Raw genomic sequence first — 15,765 nt, 5'->3', positions numbered from 1 at the left:
AGGCTCAGGCCGCCTTGCGCAGGTAGCCTTGCTGGCCGCCGTTGCGGTTGGCCGCGAAGCCGTTGGCCAGCAGCGATTCCTCGGTGGTCTCGTAGAACACGCCGATCTTGGAGATCTCGCGCGCCTGCTGCGCCGTGGCGATGGGGCGGCCGAACTCGCGCGAGATGCGCACCAGCTGCTCGACCTGCGCGACCGTGCCCATCTTCGCGCTGCGCGACTGGTTCCACAGGTTGTCCTCGATGCCGCAGCGCACGTGCAGGCCCATCGCGATGCCCATCATGTTCACCGGCAGCACGTTGCGCATGGAGCTTTCCACCGTGAGCACCGCGCCGTCGGGCACCGCGCGCACGAAGTTCGCGAAGCTGTAGATGTTCGGCGCATCCATGCCGCCGCCGATGGCCACCCAGTTCATCACCAGCGGACCCTTGTAGATGCCCCGGCGCATCAGCCGCTCGACCGATTCGAAGCTGTTGATGTTGTAGCACTGGAACGCGCTCTGGATGCCGGCCTTGTTGAGGCGGCGGATGTGTTCCTCGGCCCAGCCGGGCTGCGCCGGCACGGTCATTTCCTTGTAGGCCTTGTAGACCTCCGGGTCTTCCATCGACGTGCCGCGGATGTCCGCGTCTTCCCAGTGCTCGACCACGTTCATCTGCGAGGTGTTGATGGTCACGGTGACCTGGTCGGGCTGGGGCTCCAGCTCGGCCAGCATGTGGCGCGTGTCGTCGCTGAGCCATTTGGCCGCGGCACCTTCGCTCTCGGGCGCGAAGCTGATCGAGCCGCCGACCTGGATGATCATCTCGGGCACGGCCTTGCGCACGCCGGCAATGAGCTCGTTGAACTTCGACAGCCGCTTGCTGCCCTTGCCGTCGAGTTCGCGCACATGCAGGTGCAGCACGGTGGCGCCGGCGTTGTAGCAATCGACCGCCTTCTGGATCTGCTGCGCCATCGTGAGCGGGATGTCTTCCGGAAAGTCGGAAGGCACCCACGACGGCGCATAGGGCGCGGCGGTGATGATCAGCGGCTGCTGGTTTTCGGGGTACAGGTGTCCGTCGAGAAAGTTCATGGCGTGGGCCTCGTTGAAGAATTGAAGAAGGGAAAAAAGAAGGGCCGCTCAGTACGTCGCCTCGCCGACGATGCCGGCGCGCTCCATCTTGCGGTGGCAGGGCGGGTAGTCCATCACCGCGTAGTGCTGCGTGGCGCGGTTGTCCCACATCACCACGTCGTCGGGCTGCCAGCGCCAGCGCACCTGGTATTCGGGAATCTGCGCCTGGCCGACCAGGTACGCGAGCAGCATCGCCGCGCCGGGGTTGTTGTCCTGCCCGCAGCGCACGTTCGACGGCGTGTGGAAGTTGGTGAAGTGCGTGGTGAAGCCGTTCACGAACAGGATCTTCTCGCCCGTGTCGGGGTGCGTGCGCACCACGGGGTGTTCGGCGTCGGGGTATTGCGCCTTCAGCGCGAGGCGCTTGTCCGTCGGCATGGCCGCACCGAAGCTGGCCTCGATGCTGTGCCGCGCACGCAGCGTCGCGATGCGGTCCTTGATGTGCTGCGGCAGCCGCTCGTAGGCCAGCGCCATGTTGGCCCACATGGTGTCGCCACCCACGGGCGGGCACTCCACGCAGCGCAGCACGCAGCCCATCGCGGGCGCCTCGCGCCAGGTGCCGTCGGTGTGCCACGCGTTCTCGTAGCGGTCGGGCGGGTTGTCGGGCGACTTGTAGATCTGCACCAGGCCCGGGTGCGCGGGGTCGCTGCCGATCACCGGATGGTCTTCGAGCTCGCCGAAGTGGCGCGCGAAGGCGACGTGCTCGGCGCGCGTGATGTTCTGGTGCCGGAAGAACAGCACCCGGTGCTTCACCAGCAGCGCGCGGATCTCCGCCGCCAGCCCGGCGTCGCGCGAGGCCTCGGCGAGGCTCACGTTGCGCAGTTCCGCGCCGATGGCGCAGGTGGTCGGGCGGACCTCGATGCCATGCGCCACCGAAGAAGTTGCCGAAGAAGCTGTCGAAGAGGTCGTCATCGAAATCATGTCTTTGTCTCCTGGACAAAGAATAGGCCGCCCCCCCCTTCCCCGCCCCCTCCTTGCGGGAGGGGGCTCCGCTCAGTGTTGACCGCCCAGCAGCCCCAGGATGCGCGCGCGCTGCACCACCTGCGCGCGCGTGCCCGCGTCCAGCTTGGCGAACAGGTTCTTCACGTGCCACTTGATCGTGGTCTCGCCGGCCTGCATGGCGCGCCCGATCTCCTTGTTCGACAGGTTGCGGGCCAGCAGCGCGAGCACCTCGCGCTCCTTGGGCGTGAGCACGGCGCTGGTGGCGGGGGGCGGCGCCGGGTGCATGGGCGCGGCAGCCGGTGCCGCGGCGGCAGGCTTGTCGCCGCCGGCCGCAAGGGTGTCGACCCATGCGGCCAGCTCGGGATGCGCATCGGCGAACACGCGCTGCAGCCCAAGCGCGCGCGCCAGGTCGATCGCCTCGCGCACCAGCGCGACCGACGGCTGCCCGCAGCGCTCCAGCGCCAGCGCGCGCAGCCCCAGCAGTTCGATGTGCAGGCCGCCCTGGCACAGTGCGCGCGCCGCTTCGTCGGCACGCTCCAGCGGCGCGAGCGCGCCTTGCCATTCGCGAGCGGCAATGGCTTCGTACGCCCGCGCCACGTCGCGCAGCATGCCGGCGCTGCGGCGCCACAGCGGGCCTTGCGGCGCGGCCGGGTCTGCCAGGTGCGCGTCGATGCGGTCGCACAGCTCGCGGCAGGTCTGTGCGCGGTGGCGCCTCGCATGCACGCGCACCTGCTCCACGCAGCTCGCGATGCGCAGGCGCGGCAACCGGCGTGCGGCCCCCGCTGCGTCCAGCGCGGCAAGCAGCTCCAGCGCGCGATGCTCGGCACCCTCCGCCACCGCCATGCGTGACGCGGTGAGGTAGGCCTGCATCAGCGACTCCGGCAGCCCGCTGTGTTCCAGCACGTCGAGCCGGTCCGCCAGCAGGGCCGAAGCATCGGCCGCGAGGTCGCGCGCCCATGCCGTCGCCGCCAGCAACGCGGCCAGGTTGCAGCTGAAGCGGTGGCGCCGGCCCAGCTGCGCTTCGGCACTGGCCACGGCGCTGCGCAGGCAGGGCTCGGCCAGCAGGGCCTGGCCCTCCCACACATAGCTCAGCCCGACGACCAGTTCGCTCCAGCGCCGGATGTAGTCGGTGCCATGGTCGACACCGCCTGCATGGCCTGCATGGCCGGCATGGCCGCGCGCGGCCTGCTGCTCGCGCAAGCGCGCCAGCGCGGGCTCGCCCTCGAGCAGCGCGCAGTACGCCATGCGATTGGCATGCGACTGCAGCAGCAATGGGTCGGTCAACGGCACCGCGCCGGTCCACGGCGCATGCAACGCAACGAATCGGTCGGGATCGTCCGCGAACACGGCCGCGCCGCCGAGGATCAGCGCGCATTCGCAGCGCAGCGCATCGCTCGCCCCGGGTTGCGCGAGGATGCGCGCGACGAAGCGCGCGGCCTCTTCGTGCCGCTCGCTGGAGGCCAGCGTCCACGCAACGGCCAGCAGCAGGCGCGGGCGCCGGTCGAGTTCTTCGGCCGGCAGCTGCGAGAGCCATTCGAGCACCGCGCCCAGCCGGCCATGGCGCATGAGCGATTCGTAGAGGCTGCGTTCGGCCAGCGCATAGGCCTGCTGGTGCTGGCCCGCGCTCAGCGCATGGCGTGCGGCCTCGTCGGGCAGGTCGTGCGCGGCCAGCCATTGCGCCGCGTCGGCATGCGCGCGGACCTGTTGCGCCTCGTCCAGGCAGGCAAAGCGCCGGCGCAACGCGTCGCGCACCAGCGCGTGCATGCGCAGCCAGTCGCCGCCCTCCGTCGCGGCAAAGACCGGGGTGTCGCTGGCGAGCCGCGTGAGCCGCGCGGGCGCGTCGTCGACGCCGGCCATCGCGCGGCACAGCGCGGGATGCAGCAGCTCCAGCACCGACACGCGCACGAGAAAGTCGCGGTCTGCCGCGTCCATGTCGGCCAGCAGCAGGCCCACGAGTTCCCCCTGCAGTGCACCGCCCGCCGCACCGAGCCCGGCAATGGCGGTGTTCATGTCGGCGCCGGTGTCGGCGCCGCGCCCCACGATGCTCATCGCCAGCTGCAGGCCCAGCGGCCAGCCTTCGGTGAGCGCATGCAGCCGTGCGGCGGTGTCGCGGCCGACGCGCGCGCCGAACCGCGCCTGCACCAGCTGCAAGGTCTCCTCGAGGCTGAACCCCAGTTGCGCCGCGCCGATCTCCACGCACTGGCCGTAGGCAATGAGGTCGTCGATGTCGAGCTGCCCGTCGGGCCGCGCCGCCATGAAGACGCGCACGTTGAGCGGTGCGTTGCGCAGCAGGTAGGCCAGTGCGGCGCGCGAGGCGGCGGGCAGCCGGTCGACCTCGTCGACGACCAGCACCACGTTCGCGGCGGACTGCGCCAGCTCGGCCAGCAGCGCCGTCATGCCCGCGAGGTTGCCGGGCCTGTCGTCCTCCAGCACGCTGCGCCCGAAGGCGGGCCGCGCCATCGCGATGCGCAGCGACAGGGCCAGGCTCTGCGCGAGCCGGTCCGGGTCGTCGATGGCCTGCGCGCTCACCCATGCGACCGGCACGCCCAGCCCCAGCTGCTCCAGGCGCCACTGCGCCAGCAGCGAGGTCTTTCCCGTGCCGGCGGGCGCGCGCACCATCAGCGCGGCGGCATCGCGCAGCGCATCGGCGGCCGACGACAGCCGGCCGCGCGCGACGACGTGGCGCTGCACGCGCGGCGGCGTCACCTTGAGGACCAGGTCTTGCGGAATCAACGCGTCATTTCCGCGCGGATGCGACACCGGCCTTGCCGTGCTCGGGCCGCACATCGGCCTCGCGGTGCTCGGCTGTGGCATCGGCCCTGCGGCGCTCGGCGCGGCTGTGCTTGGCGCTGCAGCCGAACTCATGGTGGAACCAGCGCGACAGGCCGCTGGGCGCGGAGAAGCCCAGCAGGCTCGCCACCTCGGCCAGCGGGCGTTCGCCCTCCAGCACATGGCGCCTCGCCAGTTCCTTGCGGATGTCGTTGACCATCGAGGAGAAGGTCTGCCCGTGCTCGGCCAGCCGGCGCTGCACGGTGCGGCACACCACGCCAAGGTACTGCGCCACCTGCTTGATGGTGCAACGCCCGCTCGGCAGCAACAGCAGCACGGCCCGGCGCACGTCGTCGAGCACCGCGGCGCCCGGTGTGCGGGCCGATGCGTCGAGCATCTGCTGCGCATAGCGCGCCATGGCGGGGTCGGCCCACGGGTTGCGCGCGTCGAGGTCGCGCGGGGCGCAGACGATGCAATTGAAGTCGTGCTCGAACTCGATGGTGCGGCCCATGAGCCGGCGGTGCGCGCCCAGGTCGCGCGGCGCGGCATGTGCCAGGCACACGCGCTTGGGTTGCCACTCGGCGCCGAGAAACTGGCGCATGAGCCGCAGCATCACGCCCAGCGCCAGCTCGATGCGTTGCCGCGTCGACAGCTGCGCGCTGCCCGGCCTGAGCTCTTCGCGGATCACCACCACGTCGTCGAACTCTTCGATCATCAGCGACAACGAGCCGTTGAGCAGCGTCTGGTAGCGCATCAGCACGTTGAGCGAATCGCGCAGAGTCGGCTGGTCGCGAATCAGCATGCCGACCGTGCCGAGGTTGGACAGCAACCGCTGCTCGGCCATGCACAGCCCGAAGCTCTCGTTGCCCGACTGCGCGGCCGAGGCCTGCAGCAACAGCGCGACGCTCTCCACCGGAATCATGAGGTCGGGCTCGCGCAGGACGCTCGGGCTCAGGCCCGCATCGAGCAGCATGCGCACCGGGTCGAGCCCGCTCGCGCGGGCAACTTCGCTGTAGTTGGTGAGACTGGCGGCACGTACCAAGGAGGACATCGAAAGCCTGGGCTGCGGGGTGGCATCGAAGGGTAAGTGCGTGGCACGCAAAGTCAATCGGGAGAACACGGTCCCGAACAGAATCCGCGGCACCATGAACAGCACGACCCCCACCGTTCTCATCGTTCCCGGCCTGCGCGACCACGTGGCCGATCACTGGCAGACGCTGCTCGCGGCGAAGCTGCCCAAGGTACACAGCGTGCCGCCGCTCGAACACGACAAGCTGAGCTGCGCCGCGCGCGTCGACGCCATCGACCGCGCGCTGCAGGACATCGAGGGGCCGGTCGTCATCGTCGCGCACAGCGCGGGCGCGATGATGGTCGCGCACTGGGCCATGAGCCGATACACGCGATACACGTTCGGCACACGCAACTCGCTCGACATCCGCGGTGCGCTGCTCGCCGCGCCCGCGGACCTCGAGACACCGATGCCCGCGGGCTACCCCACCGTCGACGTGCTCGACAGCAACGGCTGGCTGCCGCTTCCACGCGCCGTGCTGCCGTTCCCCAGCATCGTCGCGGCCAGCAGCAACGACCCGCTCACCCGCCTCGATCGCGCGCGCGAGCTGGCGCGGTGCTGGGGCAGCCGCCTGGTCGAGCTCGGCGCCGTCGGCCACCTGAACCCGAACTCGGGTTTCGGTGAATGGCCGCGCGCCGAAGAACTGATTCGCGAGCTCAGCTGAGCCGCTCAAGGCTTTTCACAACCAGCCATCGGAGACACCGGGCATGCTAAAAAAATTCATTCTTCTTGCGGGTTCGGCTTGCGCCGCCAGTGCGGGCGCGCAGTCGTCCATCACGGTGTTCGGCGTCATGGACGCGGGCGTCAGCCACTACGCGACCAAGAGCGCGACCTACGGCGCCGCGAACAGCCTGGGAGCGCGCACCGTGACGCAGAGCCAGACCGTGCTGTCGCCTTCCGGCCTGAGCTCGAGCCGCCTGGGCTTTCGCGGCACCGAGGACCTGGGCGGCGGCCTGGCCGCGAGCTTCTGGCTCGAGGCGCCGCTGAGCAACGACACGGGCGGCGGCGTGACCAATTTCGGACGCCGCTCCACGCTGAGCCTGGGCGGCCCCTTCGGCGAAGTGCGCCTGGGCCGCGACTACACGGCCTCGTTCTGGAACGACGCGGTGTTCGACCCGATGACGGTCAACGGCGTGGGCACCAACCTCATCGCCGTCGTGAACAGCAACATCGCGGCCTCGCGCGCGCTGGCCACGGGCGGGCTGCTGAACGGCGGGCTTTCCGCGGGCACCGACAGCTACCTGCGCACCAGCAACTCGATCGGCTACTTCCTGCCGCCGGACCTCGGCGGTTTCTACGGCCAGCTGCAGTACGCCTTGCCCGAGAACACCAAGGGCCTCGGCCCCACGGCCGCGGCGACCACCGGGCAGCGCGGGCGCTACCTGGGCACGCGCGGCGGGTGGGCCAACGGCGCGTTCGACGTGGCGCTGGCCTACGGCGAAAGCACCGTGGCCGACACGGCGACGTACAAGGAAGTGATCAAGACGATCAACCTCGGCGCGTCCTACAACTTCGGACCGGCCAAGCTCTTCGGCGAACTCTCGCGCGTGAAGGACGACATGCAGCGCCTGCCGGGCGCGCTGAACCTGCGCGTGAGCGACAGGTACAACGCGGCCCTGGTCGGCGTCACCGTGCCGGTCGGCGTGGGCCTCATTCGCGTGTCGTACGCCAACGTGAAGTTCGACAGCGGCTCCAATGCGCCCAACTCCGATGCGAGCACCAGCAAGATTGCGCTGAGCTACGTGCACAACCTGTCGAAGCGCACGGCGCTCTACGCGTCGGTGGCGCGCATGCGCATGCGCGACGCGCACAACAACCCGACCGTGATGGGCGTGACGCCGCTGGTGCTGAGCCTGCCGTCGATCTTTCCGCAGCCGAGCTACATCACCACCGGCGGGTTCGAGCCGAAGAGTGCCGTGGGCTACGACTTCGGGATCCGGCACGCTTTCTAGGCTCAGAACCAGCGCTCGAACACGGCGGCAATGCCCTGGCCGCCGCCGATGCACATCGTCACCAGCGCGTAGCGGCCGCCGGTGCGGTGCAGTTCGGCAATCGCCTTGGTGGTGATGATCGCGCCCGTCGCACCCACCGGATGGCCCAGCGAAATGCCCGAGCCGTTGGGGTTCACCTTGGCCGGGTCGAAGCCCAACTCCTTGATGACCGCGCAGGCCTGCGCCGCGAAGGCTTCGTTCGACTCGATCACGTCGAAGTCGCTCACCTTCAGCCCGGTGCGCTCCAGCACCTTGCGCGTGGCCGGCACCGGGCCGATGCCCATGTACGCGGGCTCCACGCCGGCGTGCGCATAGCCCACCAGGCGCGCCAGCGGCTTCAGGCCGCGGGCCTTCACGCTCTCGCCACTGGCCAGCACCACGGCGGCAGCACCGTCGTTGATGCCCGAGGCGTTGCCGGCGGTCACGAGGCCGTCTTTCTTGAACGCTGGCTTCATCTTGCCGAGCGTCTCGGCGGTGGTGTCGGCGCGCACATGTTCGTCGGTGTCGAACAGCACGACGCCCTTGCGCGTCTTCACCTCGACAGGAACGATCTGATCCTTGAAGCGGCCCGCGGCAATGGCGGCCGCTGCGCGCTGCTGGCTGGTGACCGCCAGTTCGTCCATCTGCTCGCGCGTGATGCCGTAGCGCGCGGCCACGTTCTCGGCGGTGATGCCCATGTGGATCTTCTCCCACGGGTCGTGCAGGATGCCCAGCATGTAGTCGACCAGCACCGCGTCGCCCATGCGCGCACCGTAGCGCGCGGAGGTGTCGAAGTACGGGCCGCGGCTCATCGATTCCGAGCCGCCGCCGATGGCGATCTCGCAGTCGCCCAGCGCAATGGCCTGCGCCGCCGACACGATGGCCTGCAGGCCCGAGCCGCACAGGCGGTTCACGTTGAAGGCCGGCGTCTCGATCGGGCAGCCCGCGTCGATGGCCGCCACGCGGCTCAGGTACGCGTCTTTCACGTCGGTGGGAATCACGTTGCCCATGACGACGTGGCCAATGGCATCGCCGGTGAGGCCGCTGCGCTCGATGGCGGCCTTGACCGCCGTCGTCGCCAGCTGGGTGTTCGGAACGTCCTTCAGCGCGCCGCCGAAGGTGCCGATGGCGGTGCGGGCCATGCCCACCACATAGATCTCGTCGTGCTTCATGGCACGAGCACCGTGGCACCGGTGGTCTTGCGGCCTTCGAGCGCACGGTGCGCGTCGGCCGCATCGGCCAGCGCGAAGACCTGCTGCGGCTCGCTCACGATGCGCCCCGCCAGCACGTGGTCGAACAGCTCGCGCGCCATGTCGAGCATGTGCGCGCGCGGATGGATGTAATGGATCATCGCCGGGCGCGTGAGCCAGATCGAGCCCTTGCCCGCGAGCACCTTGGTGTCGAGGACCACGGCGCCCGACGAGGTGCCGTTGCTCACCAGCGAGCCGCGCGGCTGCAGGCAATCGAGCGAGGCCTCGAGCGTGTCCTTGCCCACGGAGTCGAACACCACGGGCACGCCCTTGCCGTCGGTGATCTCCTTCACACGCTGCGCGATGTTCTCGCGCGAGGTGACGATGGTGTGCGCGCAGCCGTTGGCCTTGGCGATGGCGGCCTTCTCGTCGGTGCTGACGGTGCCGATCATCGTCACGCCCAGGGCACGCGCCCATTGGCAGGCGATGAGGCCCACGCCGCCGGCGGCCGCGTGGTACAGGATGGTCTCGCCGCCCTGCAGCGGATAGACCTGGCGGAACAGGTACTGCGCCGTCATGCCCTTCATCATGAGCGTGGCGGCCGTGCGGTCGCTGATGCCGTCGGGCAGCGGAATGAGCACGTCGGCCGGCATCACGCGCACCTGCGAGTAGGCGCCCTGCGGCCCGATGAGGTAGCCCACGCGGTCGCCCACGCGAATGTCGTCCACGCCGGGGCCCACCGCCTCCACGACGCCGACCGCGTCGGAGCCCAGCCCGTTGGGCAGTGCCAGCGGATAGCGGCCGGTGCGGAAGTAGATGTCGATGAAGTTGACGGCGATGTAGCTGTGGCGCACGCGGGCCTGGCCCGGGCCGGGCTCGCCGACCTCGACGTTTTCGAGCTTCAGGACATCGGCGCCCCCGGTTTCATGAAAGCGGATGGCCTTGGTCATGGTCTGTCTCCTGATGAATGCATGGGGAGACAAGATTCTTGCGAGGACCCGCCAGGACGGGAAGCGCGGGTTTCGCGATGTCCCGGATGAACAAATCAATGTCCCCGATAAGCAATAACAACGCTGCCGCTCAGCGCCACTCGGACGCGCTGCATCCGAACTGCTTGCGAAACCAGTGGCTGAAGCTGCTCGGACCCGAAAATCCCAGCAGCTCGGCCACTTCGCCCAGCGGCAGGTCGCTGTCGCGCAGGTGGCGCTTGACGAGGTCGCCGCGCACCTGGTCGAGCAGGTGGCTGAAGGTGAGGCCTTCGGCGTCGAGCCGGCGGTGCAGCGTGCGCCGGTCGATGCGCAGGTGCCGCGCCACTTCCTGCACGGTGCAGGCGCCGCCGGGCAGCAGCGCGAGGATCAGTTCGCGGCAGGTTTCGAGCATGGTCTCGCCGCGGTCCCTCAGGCCCGCCTCGAGGTATTTGCGCGCCAGCCGCGCGGAGCCTTCGTCGGTCACTTCGCGCGGCCTGGCCAGGTCGGCCGCCACGCAGACCAGCCCGTTGAATTCCTCGTTGAACTTGACGTTGCGCCCGAAGAACGCCCGATGCGGCGCCGCGTCCGCCGGCGCGCGGTGCGTGAAGCACACCTGCAGCGGCCGCCATTGCGGATCGATCAGCTCGCGCAGCATGCGAAAGATGATGCCCACGGCCAGCTCCACCGCCTGGCGCATCGGCAGGCCGGGGCTGGGCAGCAGGTCTTCGCGGATGATGACGACGCTGCCCGTGTCCTCGATGTTCGTGATGAGCGAGGCGTTCACCAGCTTGAGGTAGCGGCACAGCGTGTCCAGCGCGTCGCGCGGCGTGGGCTCCTCGCGCAGCACCAGGCTGATGGGGCCCAGGTGCGAGAGCTTGCGCTGTGCCGCCAGGCGCAGCGCGAGGTCTTCGGTGCGCGTGGCGCGCGCGGTGATCTCCAGCAGCTCGCGCACCGCGTCTTCCGGGATCATGGTCTCGGGCTCTTCGAGCAGCCTGGCGCGCAGCCCCACGGTGCGCATGAAGGCGTGCGGATCGCGCCCGAGCGAGTTCACCAGCTCGACATAGCCGCTGAGACTGGCGCTGCGTATCAATCGGCCGACGGGTTTCATGGGGGCATGGGCGCGCCCCACGTACTTCATTCGGGGCTGATCTTCAGTTTCAGTTTCTCGATGATGGCCTTATTGTGGGCCGTGGTGGCGTCGAGCGTCTGGCGCAGCTGATCCATCGATGCGGTGCGCGGCGAGTCGAGGTTCTGCGCGACCAGCGCCTCGCGGAACTTGGGCGCGTCGACGGCCTTGGCCACTTCGGCGTGCAGCCTGTCCTGCAGCGCCTTGGGCATGCTGCTGAGCACGAACACGCCGATGCTCGCATCGGGCATCACGAAATCCGGCAGACCCAGTTCGCCGAAGCTCGGCACGTCGGGCAGGAAGCGCGAGCGCCTGGCCGACGCCACGGCCAGCGCCTTGACCTTGCCGCTGCGCACCAGCGAGCTCACATTGCTTGTCACCTCGAAGGTCAGCTGCACCTGGTTGCCCATGAGGTCGACCAGCGCCGGCGCCGAGCCCTTGTACGGCACCGCCAGGATGTTGTCGCCGCTGCGCTCGCGCAGCATTTCGCCCAGCAGGTTGGAGCGCGTGCCCGTGCTCAGGTTGGCCACGCTGACCGACTTCGGGTGCTGCCTGGCGTAGTCCAGCAGGTCTTTCACGTTGTTCGCGGGAAAGTTCGTGTTGGCCACCAGCACGTGGACCATGCCGGAGACCTCACCGATGAAGGTGAAGGTCTTCAATGGGTCGTGGGGCGTCTTCACGACGAGAGGAATGTCGGACAGGAAGCTCGACGGCGCCACCATGAGCGTGTAGCCGTCGGGCGCGGCGGCCATCACCGATCGCTGCGCGATCACGGTGGAACCGCCCGGCTTGTTGTCCACCAGCACGGGCTGGCCGAGCTGCGTGCGCAGCTGCTCGGCCAGCAGGCGCGCCGACGCGTCGGTGATGCCGCCGGGCGGCGCGGGCACGACCAGCCGGACGGGCTTGTCGGGCCACTGCTGCGCCAGCGCGGGCCCCGAACCCAGGCCGCACAGGGCCGCAAGGACGATGAGAGAAAGTTTCAGTCGATGAATGAACATGGCGGTGCGTGAGTCTCGGTTGTAGTTGACTGCCTGCAATTTGCAAGACGGGCCCATCTTCTGGATTTGCCCCGTTGGCCGCTTGTCGCCGGGCGTCGCGCACTTGGCTTTAGGTGACAGCACCGACGCGCAAAACAGTGCCCCAAATTGACAAACGAATGTCTCAGATTGGCAAGTCTCATCCGGTGACAACCCAGACACTGAACGCGTGGTTGCAACCGTCCGACGAAGGTTGCGCATTCGACGTCAGGCAGCCCGCTCGACATCCACCCTTCAACCTGGACACCCCCCATGAACTTCCTCGACGGCCACCTCTACCCCGAGAACCAGCAGCCGCTGATCATCACCGCCGCTCCTTACGCGCCGGGCTGGATTCCCTCCGACTTCCCGGAAGACATCCCGGTCACGATGGAAGACCAGATCCAGAAGGCCGTGGACTGCTACGAGGCAGGCGCCACGGTGCTGCACCTGCATGTGCGCGAGGCCAACGGCAAGGGCAGCAAGCGGCTGTCGATGTTCAACGAGCTGATTGCCGGGGTGCGCGCACGCGTGCCGGAGATGGTGATCCAGGTGGGCGGCTCGATCAGCTTCGCGCCGGAGAACGAGGGCGAATCCGCCAAGTGGCTCAGCGACGACACGCGCCACATGCTGGCCGAGCTCACGCCCAAGCCCGACCAGGTGACGGTGACCGTCAACACCACGCAGATGAACGTGACGGAACACGCCGGCGTGGACGACTTCAAGGGCGTGTCGCGCGGCTTCCCCAACCTCTACGCGAGCTACCGGGACATGATCGTGCCCTCGAACCCCAGCTGGGTCGAGGAACACATCCGGCGCCTGACGGCCGCCGGCATCCAGAGCGAGTTCCAGTGCTACAACATCAACAGCTTCGAGACCATCGAGCGGATGATCCGCCGCGGCGTCTACAAGGGCCCGCTGGTGATGAACTGGGTGGCCATCAGCGGCGGCATGGACCAGGCGAACATCTACAACCTGGCCAACTTCCTGCGCGCCGCGCCCGACGGCTCGGTGGTCACGGTGGAGAGCTCGGTGCTGAACGTGCTGCCCGTGAACATGATCGGCATTGCGTTGGGCCTGCACGTGCGCTGCGGCATCGAGGACGTGCTGTGGAACCAGACGCGCACCGGCAAGGCGAGCTCCGTCGACCAGATCAAGCAGCTGGTGCGCATCTCGACCGAATTCGGCCGCCCCATCGCCACCGCGCAGCAGGCGCGCGAGATCATGAAGATCGGTGTGTTCTACGAGACGGTGGAAGAAACGCTGCAGGCCAACGGCTTCGCGCCGAACCGCAACGGCGCGCAGCAGGGCTTCCTGCGCAAGCCGGCCTGAAGTGTTCCTGAAGTGTTCCTGAGGCGTTCCTGAGGCGCCTTCATCGCCGACCAGTCGGCGTCAGGTCGCCGCCATGTCGGCGGCCTGCTTGCGCCACTGCGAGGCGCTGCATCCGAAGAGGTTGCGAAACCAGTGGCTGAAGCTGCTGAGCCTGGAAAAACCCAGCTGCTCGGCGATGTCTCCGAGCGGCAGATCGCTCTCGCGCAGATGGCGCTTGACCAGGTCCGAGCGCACCTGGTCGAGCAGGCCGCTGAAACTCGTCCCTTCCGCATCGAGCTGACGGTGCAGCGTGCGGCGGTCGACACGCAACAGCCGCGCCACCTCCTGTGCGCTGCAGGCGCCGCCGGGCAGCAAGGCCAGGATCATCTGGCGGCAGTTTTCCTGTGCGCTCTCGGTGCGGTCCTTCAGCGCCGCCTCGAGGTATTTGCGCGCGAACTCCGCCGACACCGGGTCACCGGCCTCGCGCGGCCGGGACAGGTCGTCGGCCCTGCAGACCAGTCCGTTGAACTCCTGGTTGAACTTGACGCCGCGCCCGAAGAACGCGCGGTGCGCGCTCGTGTCCTTGGGCGGGCGGTGCGTGAAGCAGACCTCCAGCGGTTGCCACTGCGGGCCCGCCAGTTCGCTCAGCATGCGGAACATGGTGCCCACCGCCAGCTCCACCGACTGCCGCATCGCCAGCCCGGGGCTGGGCAGCAGGTCTTCGCGGATGACGACCACGCCGCCGGCGTCTTCGACCCGGATGATCAGCGAGGTGTTGACCAGCTTCAGGTAGCGGCACAGCGTGTCGAGCGAATCCCTGGGCGTGAGCGCCTCGCGCAGCACCAGGCTGATCGGGCCGAGGGCGGAGAGCTTGCGCCGGGCCGCCATGCGCAGCGCCAGGTCCTCGGTGTGCGTGGCACGCGCGGTGATCTCGAGCAACTCGCGCGCGGCATCGCGGGGGATCAGCGTCTCGGGGTCTTCCAGCAGCTTCGCATGCAGGCCCACGCTGCGCATGAAGGCGTGAGGGTCGCGGCCCAGCGACTTCACCAGCTCGACGTAGCCGTTCAGGCTCGCGCTGCGCATGAGTCGGGAGATCGGTCTCGAGGCCTCGTTCATGGGCCCGATTCTGGCATTGCGCCTCCCTGATGCGCGTCGCCTGAAGCGACAAAGCCAGCGACCAAGGCAGCGACCAAAGCAGCGACCAAAGCAGCGACTTTATGGCTGTCCCTCAAAAGCAATTTGCTGTCTCCGATAAGCAAGTCTCCCGCGCCCCCCGCGCCGGATACTGACTGCGTCCGCACACCGGTGCGAGACCCAGGAACCGGAGACATAAATGAAGATTCAGCAGTTTTTGCGCGCCGCCGTGGCGCTGGCCGGATGGTCGTTGGCGCTCAGCGTCTGGGCGTTCGGTGAAAAGCCCGTGCGGCTCATCGTGCCCGCGCCGCCGGGCGGCACGATGGACATCGTCGCGCGTGTGCTCGGCCAGCAGATGTCGATCGACATCGGGCGGCCGGTGATCGTCGAGAACCGCCCCGGCGCCGGCGGATCGATCGGCCTGCAGGCGATGCTGCAGGCCGCGCCCGACGGCAACACCATCGTGCTGGCCGCGAGCAACGTGCTGGCCGAGACGCCGCAGATCGTGAAGATGCCCTTCGATCCGCTGAAGGACGTGGTGCCCATCGCGTCGCTGGCGCGCTCGGGCATCGTGCTGGTGACGGCGGCCTCGTATCCGGCCAAGGACTTCGCCGACCTGGTCGCGCAGCTGAAGACGCGCAAGGGCAAGTCGAGCTTTGCGAGCTACAGCCCCGGCACCACCTCGCAGTACGCCGGCCTGATCCTCAGCGACCGCGCCGGGCTCGACCTGCAGCACGTGGGCTATGCGGGCTCGCCGCCGGCGCTGCAGGACATCCTGGGCGGCCAGGTGGACTTGATGTTCGACGGCATGGTCACCTCGATGCCGCTGATCCGCGGCGGCAAGCTGCGCCCCTATGCCTTCACCGGCAACGTGCGCTCGCGCTACCTGCCCGACATTCCGACCACCACAGAGCTCGGCTTTCCCGACCTGCAGTTCCGCGGCTGGGTCGGCGTGATCGGCTCGAGCAAGCTGCCGCCCGACGTGATGGCCAAGCTGCACGCCACCATCGACAAGGCCGCACGGTCGCCGCTGGTGCAGCAGAAGCTCGTCGACGTGGGGCTGGAGCCCGAGGTCAGCATCGACACGCCGGCGCTGATTGCCGAGACACGCACGCTGTCGGAGCGCAACGCCGCCATCGTCAAGAAATACAACATCAAGGCGAACTGAACC

Annotated in this window: 13 protein-coding genes; 4 read left to right on the top strand and 9 right to left on the bottom strand. The window is 68.7% G+C overall.

Annotated features, from left to right (window positions below; translation table 11 throughout):
• Nucleotides 1-4: 4 nt before the first annotated feature.
• From BM013_RS18920 to BM013_RS18905, 4 genes are all read right to left on the bottom strand, one after another.
• A complete protein-coding gene (locus BM013_RS18920; RefSeq protein WP_093129190.1) occupies nt 5-1,063 on the bottom strand; it encodes a beta-keto acid cleavage family enzyme in 1,059 nt (352 codons plus the stop codon).
• Nucleotides 1,064-1,111: 48 nt separating this feature from the next.
• On the bottom strand, nt 1,112-2,011 hold the full coding sequence (locus BM013_RS18915; protein ID WP_371280390.1) for a TauD/TfdA dioxygenase family protein: 900 nt from the start codon (nt 2,009-2,011) through the stop codon (nt 1,112-1,114).
• Between the two features lie 81 nt (nt 2,012-2,092).
• Nucleotides 2,093-4,774 (bottom strand): winged helix-turn-helix domain-containing protein, encoded by a 2,682-nt coding sequence (locus tag BM013_RS18910; protein WP_256221554.1) that lies wholly within the window; start codon nt 4,772-4,774, stop codon nt 2,093-2,095.
• Nucleotides 4,775-4,778: 4 nt separating this feature from the next.
• Complete coding sequence (locus tag BM013_RS18905) at nt 4,779-5,861, bottom strand: AraC family transcriptional regulator (protein WP_093129188.1); 1,083 nt, start codon at nt 5,859-5,861, stop codon at nt 4,779-4,781.
• Nucleotides 5,862-5,955: 94 nt separating this feature from the next.
• Between BM013_RS18905 and BM013_RS18900 the strand changes: the two genes are divergently transcribed.
• Nucleotides 5,956-6,543, top strand: coding sequence for an RBBP9/YdeN family alpha/beta hydrolase (locus BM013_RS18900; RefSeq protein ID WP_093129187.1), 588 nt, complete (start codon nt 5,956-5,958; stop codon nt 6,541-6,543).
• Nucleotides 6,544-6,586: 43 nt separating this feature from the next.
• On the top strand, nt 6,587-7,831 hold the full coding sequence (locus BM013_RS18895) for a porin (RefSeq protein ID WP_093129186.1): 1,245 nt from the start codon (nt 6,587-6,589) through the stop codon (nt 7,829-7,831).
• A gap of 2 nt (nt 7,832-7,833) precedes the next feature.
• Here the strand turns inward: BM013_RS18895 and BM013_RS18890 are convergent, their stop codons facing one another.
• From BM013_RS18890 to BM013_RS18875, 4 genes are all read right to left on the bottom strand, one after another.
• On the bottom strand, nt 7,834-9,021 hold the full coding sequence (locus tag BM013_RS18890) for an acetyl-CoA C-acyltransferase family protein (RefSeq protein WP_093129185.1): 1,188 nt from the start codon (nt 9,019-9,021) through the stop codon (nt 7,834-7,836).
• A complete protein-coding gene (locus tag BM013_RS18885) occupies nt 9,018-9,989 on the bottom strand; it encodes a quinone oxidoreductase family protein (protein ID WP_093129184.1) in 972 nt (323 codons plus the stop codon). Before BM013_RS18885 ends, BM013_RS18890 begins: the two co-directional genes overlap by 4 nt.
• Nucleotides 9,990-10,119: 130 nt before the next feature.
• Nucleotides 10,120-11,115 carry an AraC family transcriptional regulator gene (locus BM013_RS18880; protein ID WP_093129183.1) on the bottom strand — a complete coding sequence of 332 codons (996 nt, stop codon included), beginning with the start codon at nt 11,113-11,115 and terminating at the stop codon, nt 10,120-10,122.
• A gap of 26 nt (nt 11,116-11,141) precedes the next feature.
• Nucleotides 11,142-12,131, bottom strand: coding sequence for a Bug family tripartite tricarboxylate transporter substrate binding protein (locus tag BM013_RS18875; protein WP_093129182.1), 990 nt, complete (start codon nt 12,129-12,131; stop codon nt 11,142-11,144).
• A gap of 291 nt (nt 12,132-12,422) precedes the next feature.
• Here BM013_RS18875 and BM013_RS18870 point away from each other — a divergent pair, with 291 nt between their 5' ends.
• The gene (locus BM013_RS18870) at nt 12,423-13,481 is read left to right on the top strand and encodes a beta-keto acid cleavage family enzyme (RefSeq protein WP_093129181.1); all 1,059 of its coding nucleotides are present in this window, start codon (nt 12,423-12,425) and stop codon (nt 13,479-13,481) included.
• A gap of 60 nt (nt 13,482-13,541) precedes the next feature.
• Here the strand turns inward: BM013_RS18870 and BM013_RS18865 are convergent, their stop codons facing one another.
• A complete protein-coding gene (locus tag BM013_RS18865; RefSeq protein WP_256220085.1) occupies nt 13,542-14,543 on the bottom strand; it encodes an AraC family transcriptional regulator in 1,002 nt (333 codons plus the stop codon).
• A gap of 250 nt (nt 14,544-14,793) precedes the next feature.
• Here BM013_RS18865 and BM013_RS18860 point away from each other — a divergent pair, with 250 nt between their 5' ends.
• On the top strand, nt 14,794-15,762 hold the full coding sequence (locus BM013_RS18860; RefSeq protein WP_093129179.1) for a Bug family tripartite tricarboxylate transporter substrate binding protein: 969 nt from the start codon (nt 14,794-14,796) through the stop codon (nt 15,760-15,762).
• Nucleotides 15,763-15,765: the final 3 nt, after the last annotated feature.

It is taken from the genome of Variovorax sp. OK605, assembly GCF_900115445.1.
Classification (GTDB): domain Bacteria; phylum Pseudomonadota; class Gammaproteobacteria; order Burkholderiales; family Burkholderiaceae_C; genus Variovorax.
The sequence above is the reverse complement of the archived record's forward strand: the minus strand, read 5'-3'. Positions and strand labels throughout refer to the sequence as shown.

What these genes read in the sequence shown, in the direction of transcription:
- BM013_RS18920 (WP_093129190.1), bottom strand. Translation starts at nt 1,063, where the DNA reads ATGAACTTTCTCGACGGACACCTGTACCCCGAAAACCAGCAGCCGCTG.
- BM013_RS18915 (WP_371280390.1), bottom strand. Translation starts at nt 2,011, where the DNA reads ATGACGACCTCTTCGACAGCTTCTTCGGCAACTTCTTCGGTGGCGCAT.
- BM013_RS18905 (WP_093129188.1), bottom strand. Translation starts at nt 5,861, where the DNA reads ATGTCCTCCTTGGTACGTGCCGCCAGTCTCACCAACTACAGCGAAGTT.
- BM013_RS18900 (WP_093129187.1), top strand. Translation starts at nt 5,956, where the DNA reads ATGAACAGCACGACCCCCACCGTTCTCATCGTTCCCGGCCTGCGCGAC.
- BM013_RS18895 (WP_093129186.1), top strand. Translation starts at nt 6,587, where the DNA reads ATGCTAAAAAAATTCATTCTTCTTGCGGGTTCGGCTTGCGCCGCCAGT.
- BM013_RS18890 (WP_093129185.1), bottom strand. Translation starts at nt 9,021, where the DNA reads ATGAAGCACGACGAGATCTATGTGGTGGGCATGGCCCGCACCGCCATC.
- BM013_RS18885 (WP_093129184.1), bottom strand. Translation starts at nt 9,989, where the DNA reads ATGACCAAGGCCATCCGCTTTCATGAAACCGGGGGCGCCGATGTCCTG.
- BM013_RS18880 (WP_093129183.1), bottom strand. Translation starts at nt 11,115, where the DNA reads ATGAAACCCGTCGGCCGATTGATACGCAGCGCCAGTCTCAGCGGCTAT.
- BM013_RS18875 (WP_093129182.1), bottom strand. Translation starts at nt 12,131, where the DNA reads ATGTTCATTCATCGACTGAAACTTTCTCTCATCGTCCTTGCGGCCCTG.
- BM013_RS18870 (WP_093129181.1), top strand. Translation starts at nt 12,423, where the DNA reads ATGAACTTCCTCGACGGCCACCTCTACCCCGAGAACCAGCAGCCGCTG.
- BM013_RS18865 (WP_256220085.1), bottom strand. Translation starts at nt 14,543, where the DNA reads ATGCGCAGCGCGAGCCTGAACGGCTACGTCGAGCTGGTGAAGTCGCTG.
- BM013_RS18860 (WP_093129179.1), top strand. Translation starts at nt 14,794, where the DNA reads ATGAAGATTCAGCAGTTTTTGCGCGCCGCCGTGGCGCTGGCCGGATGG.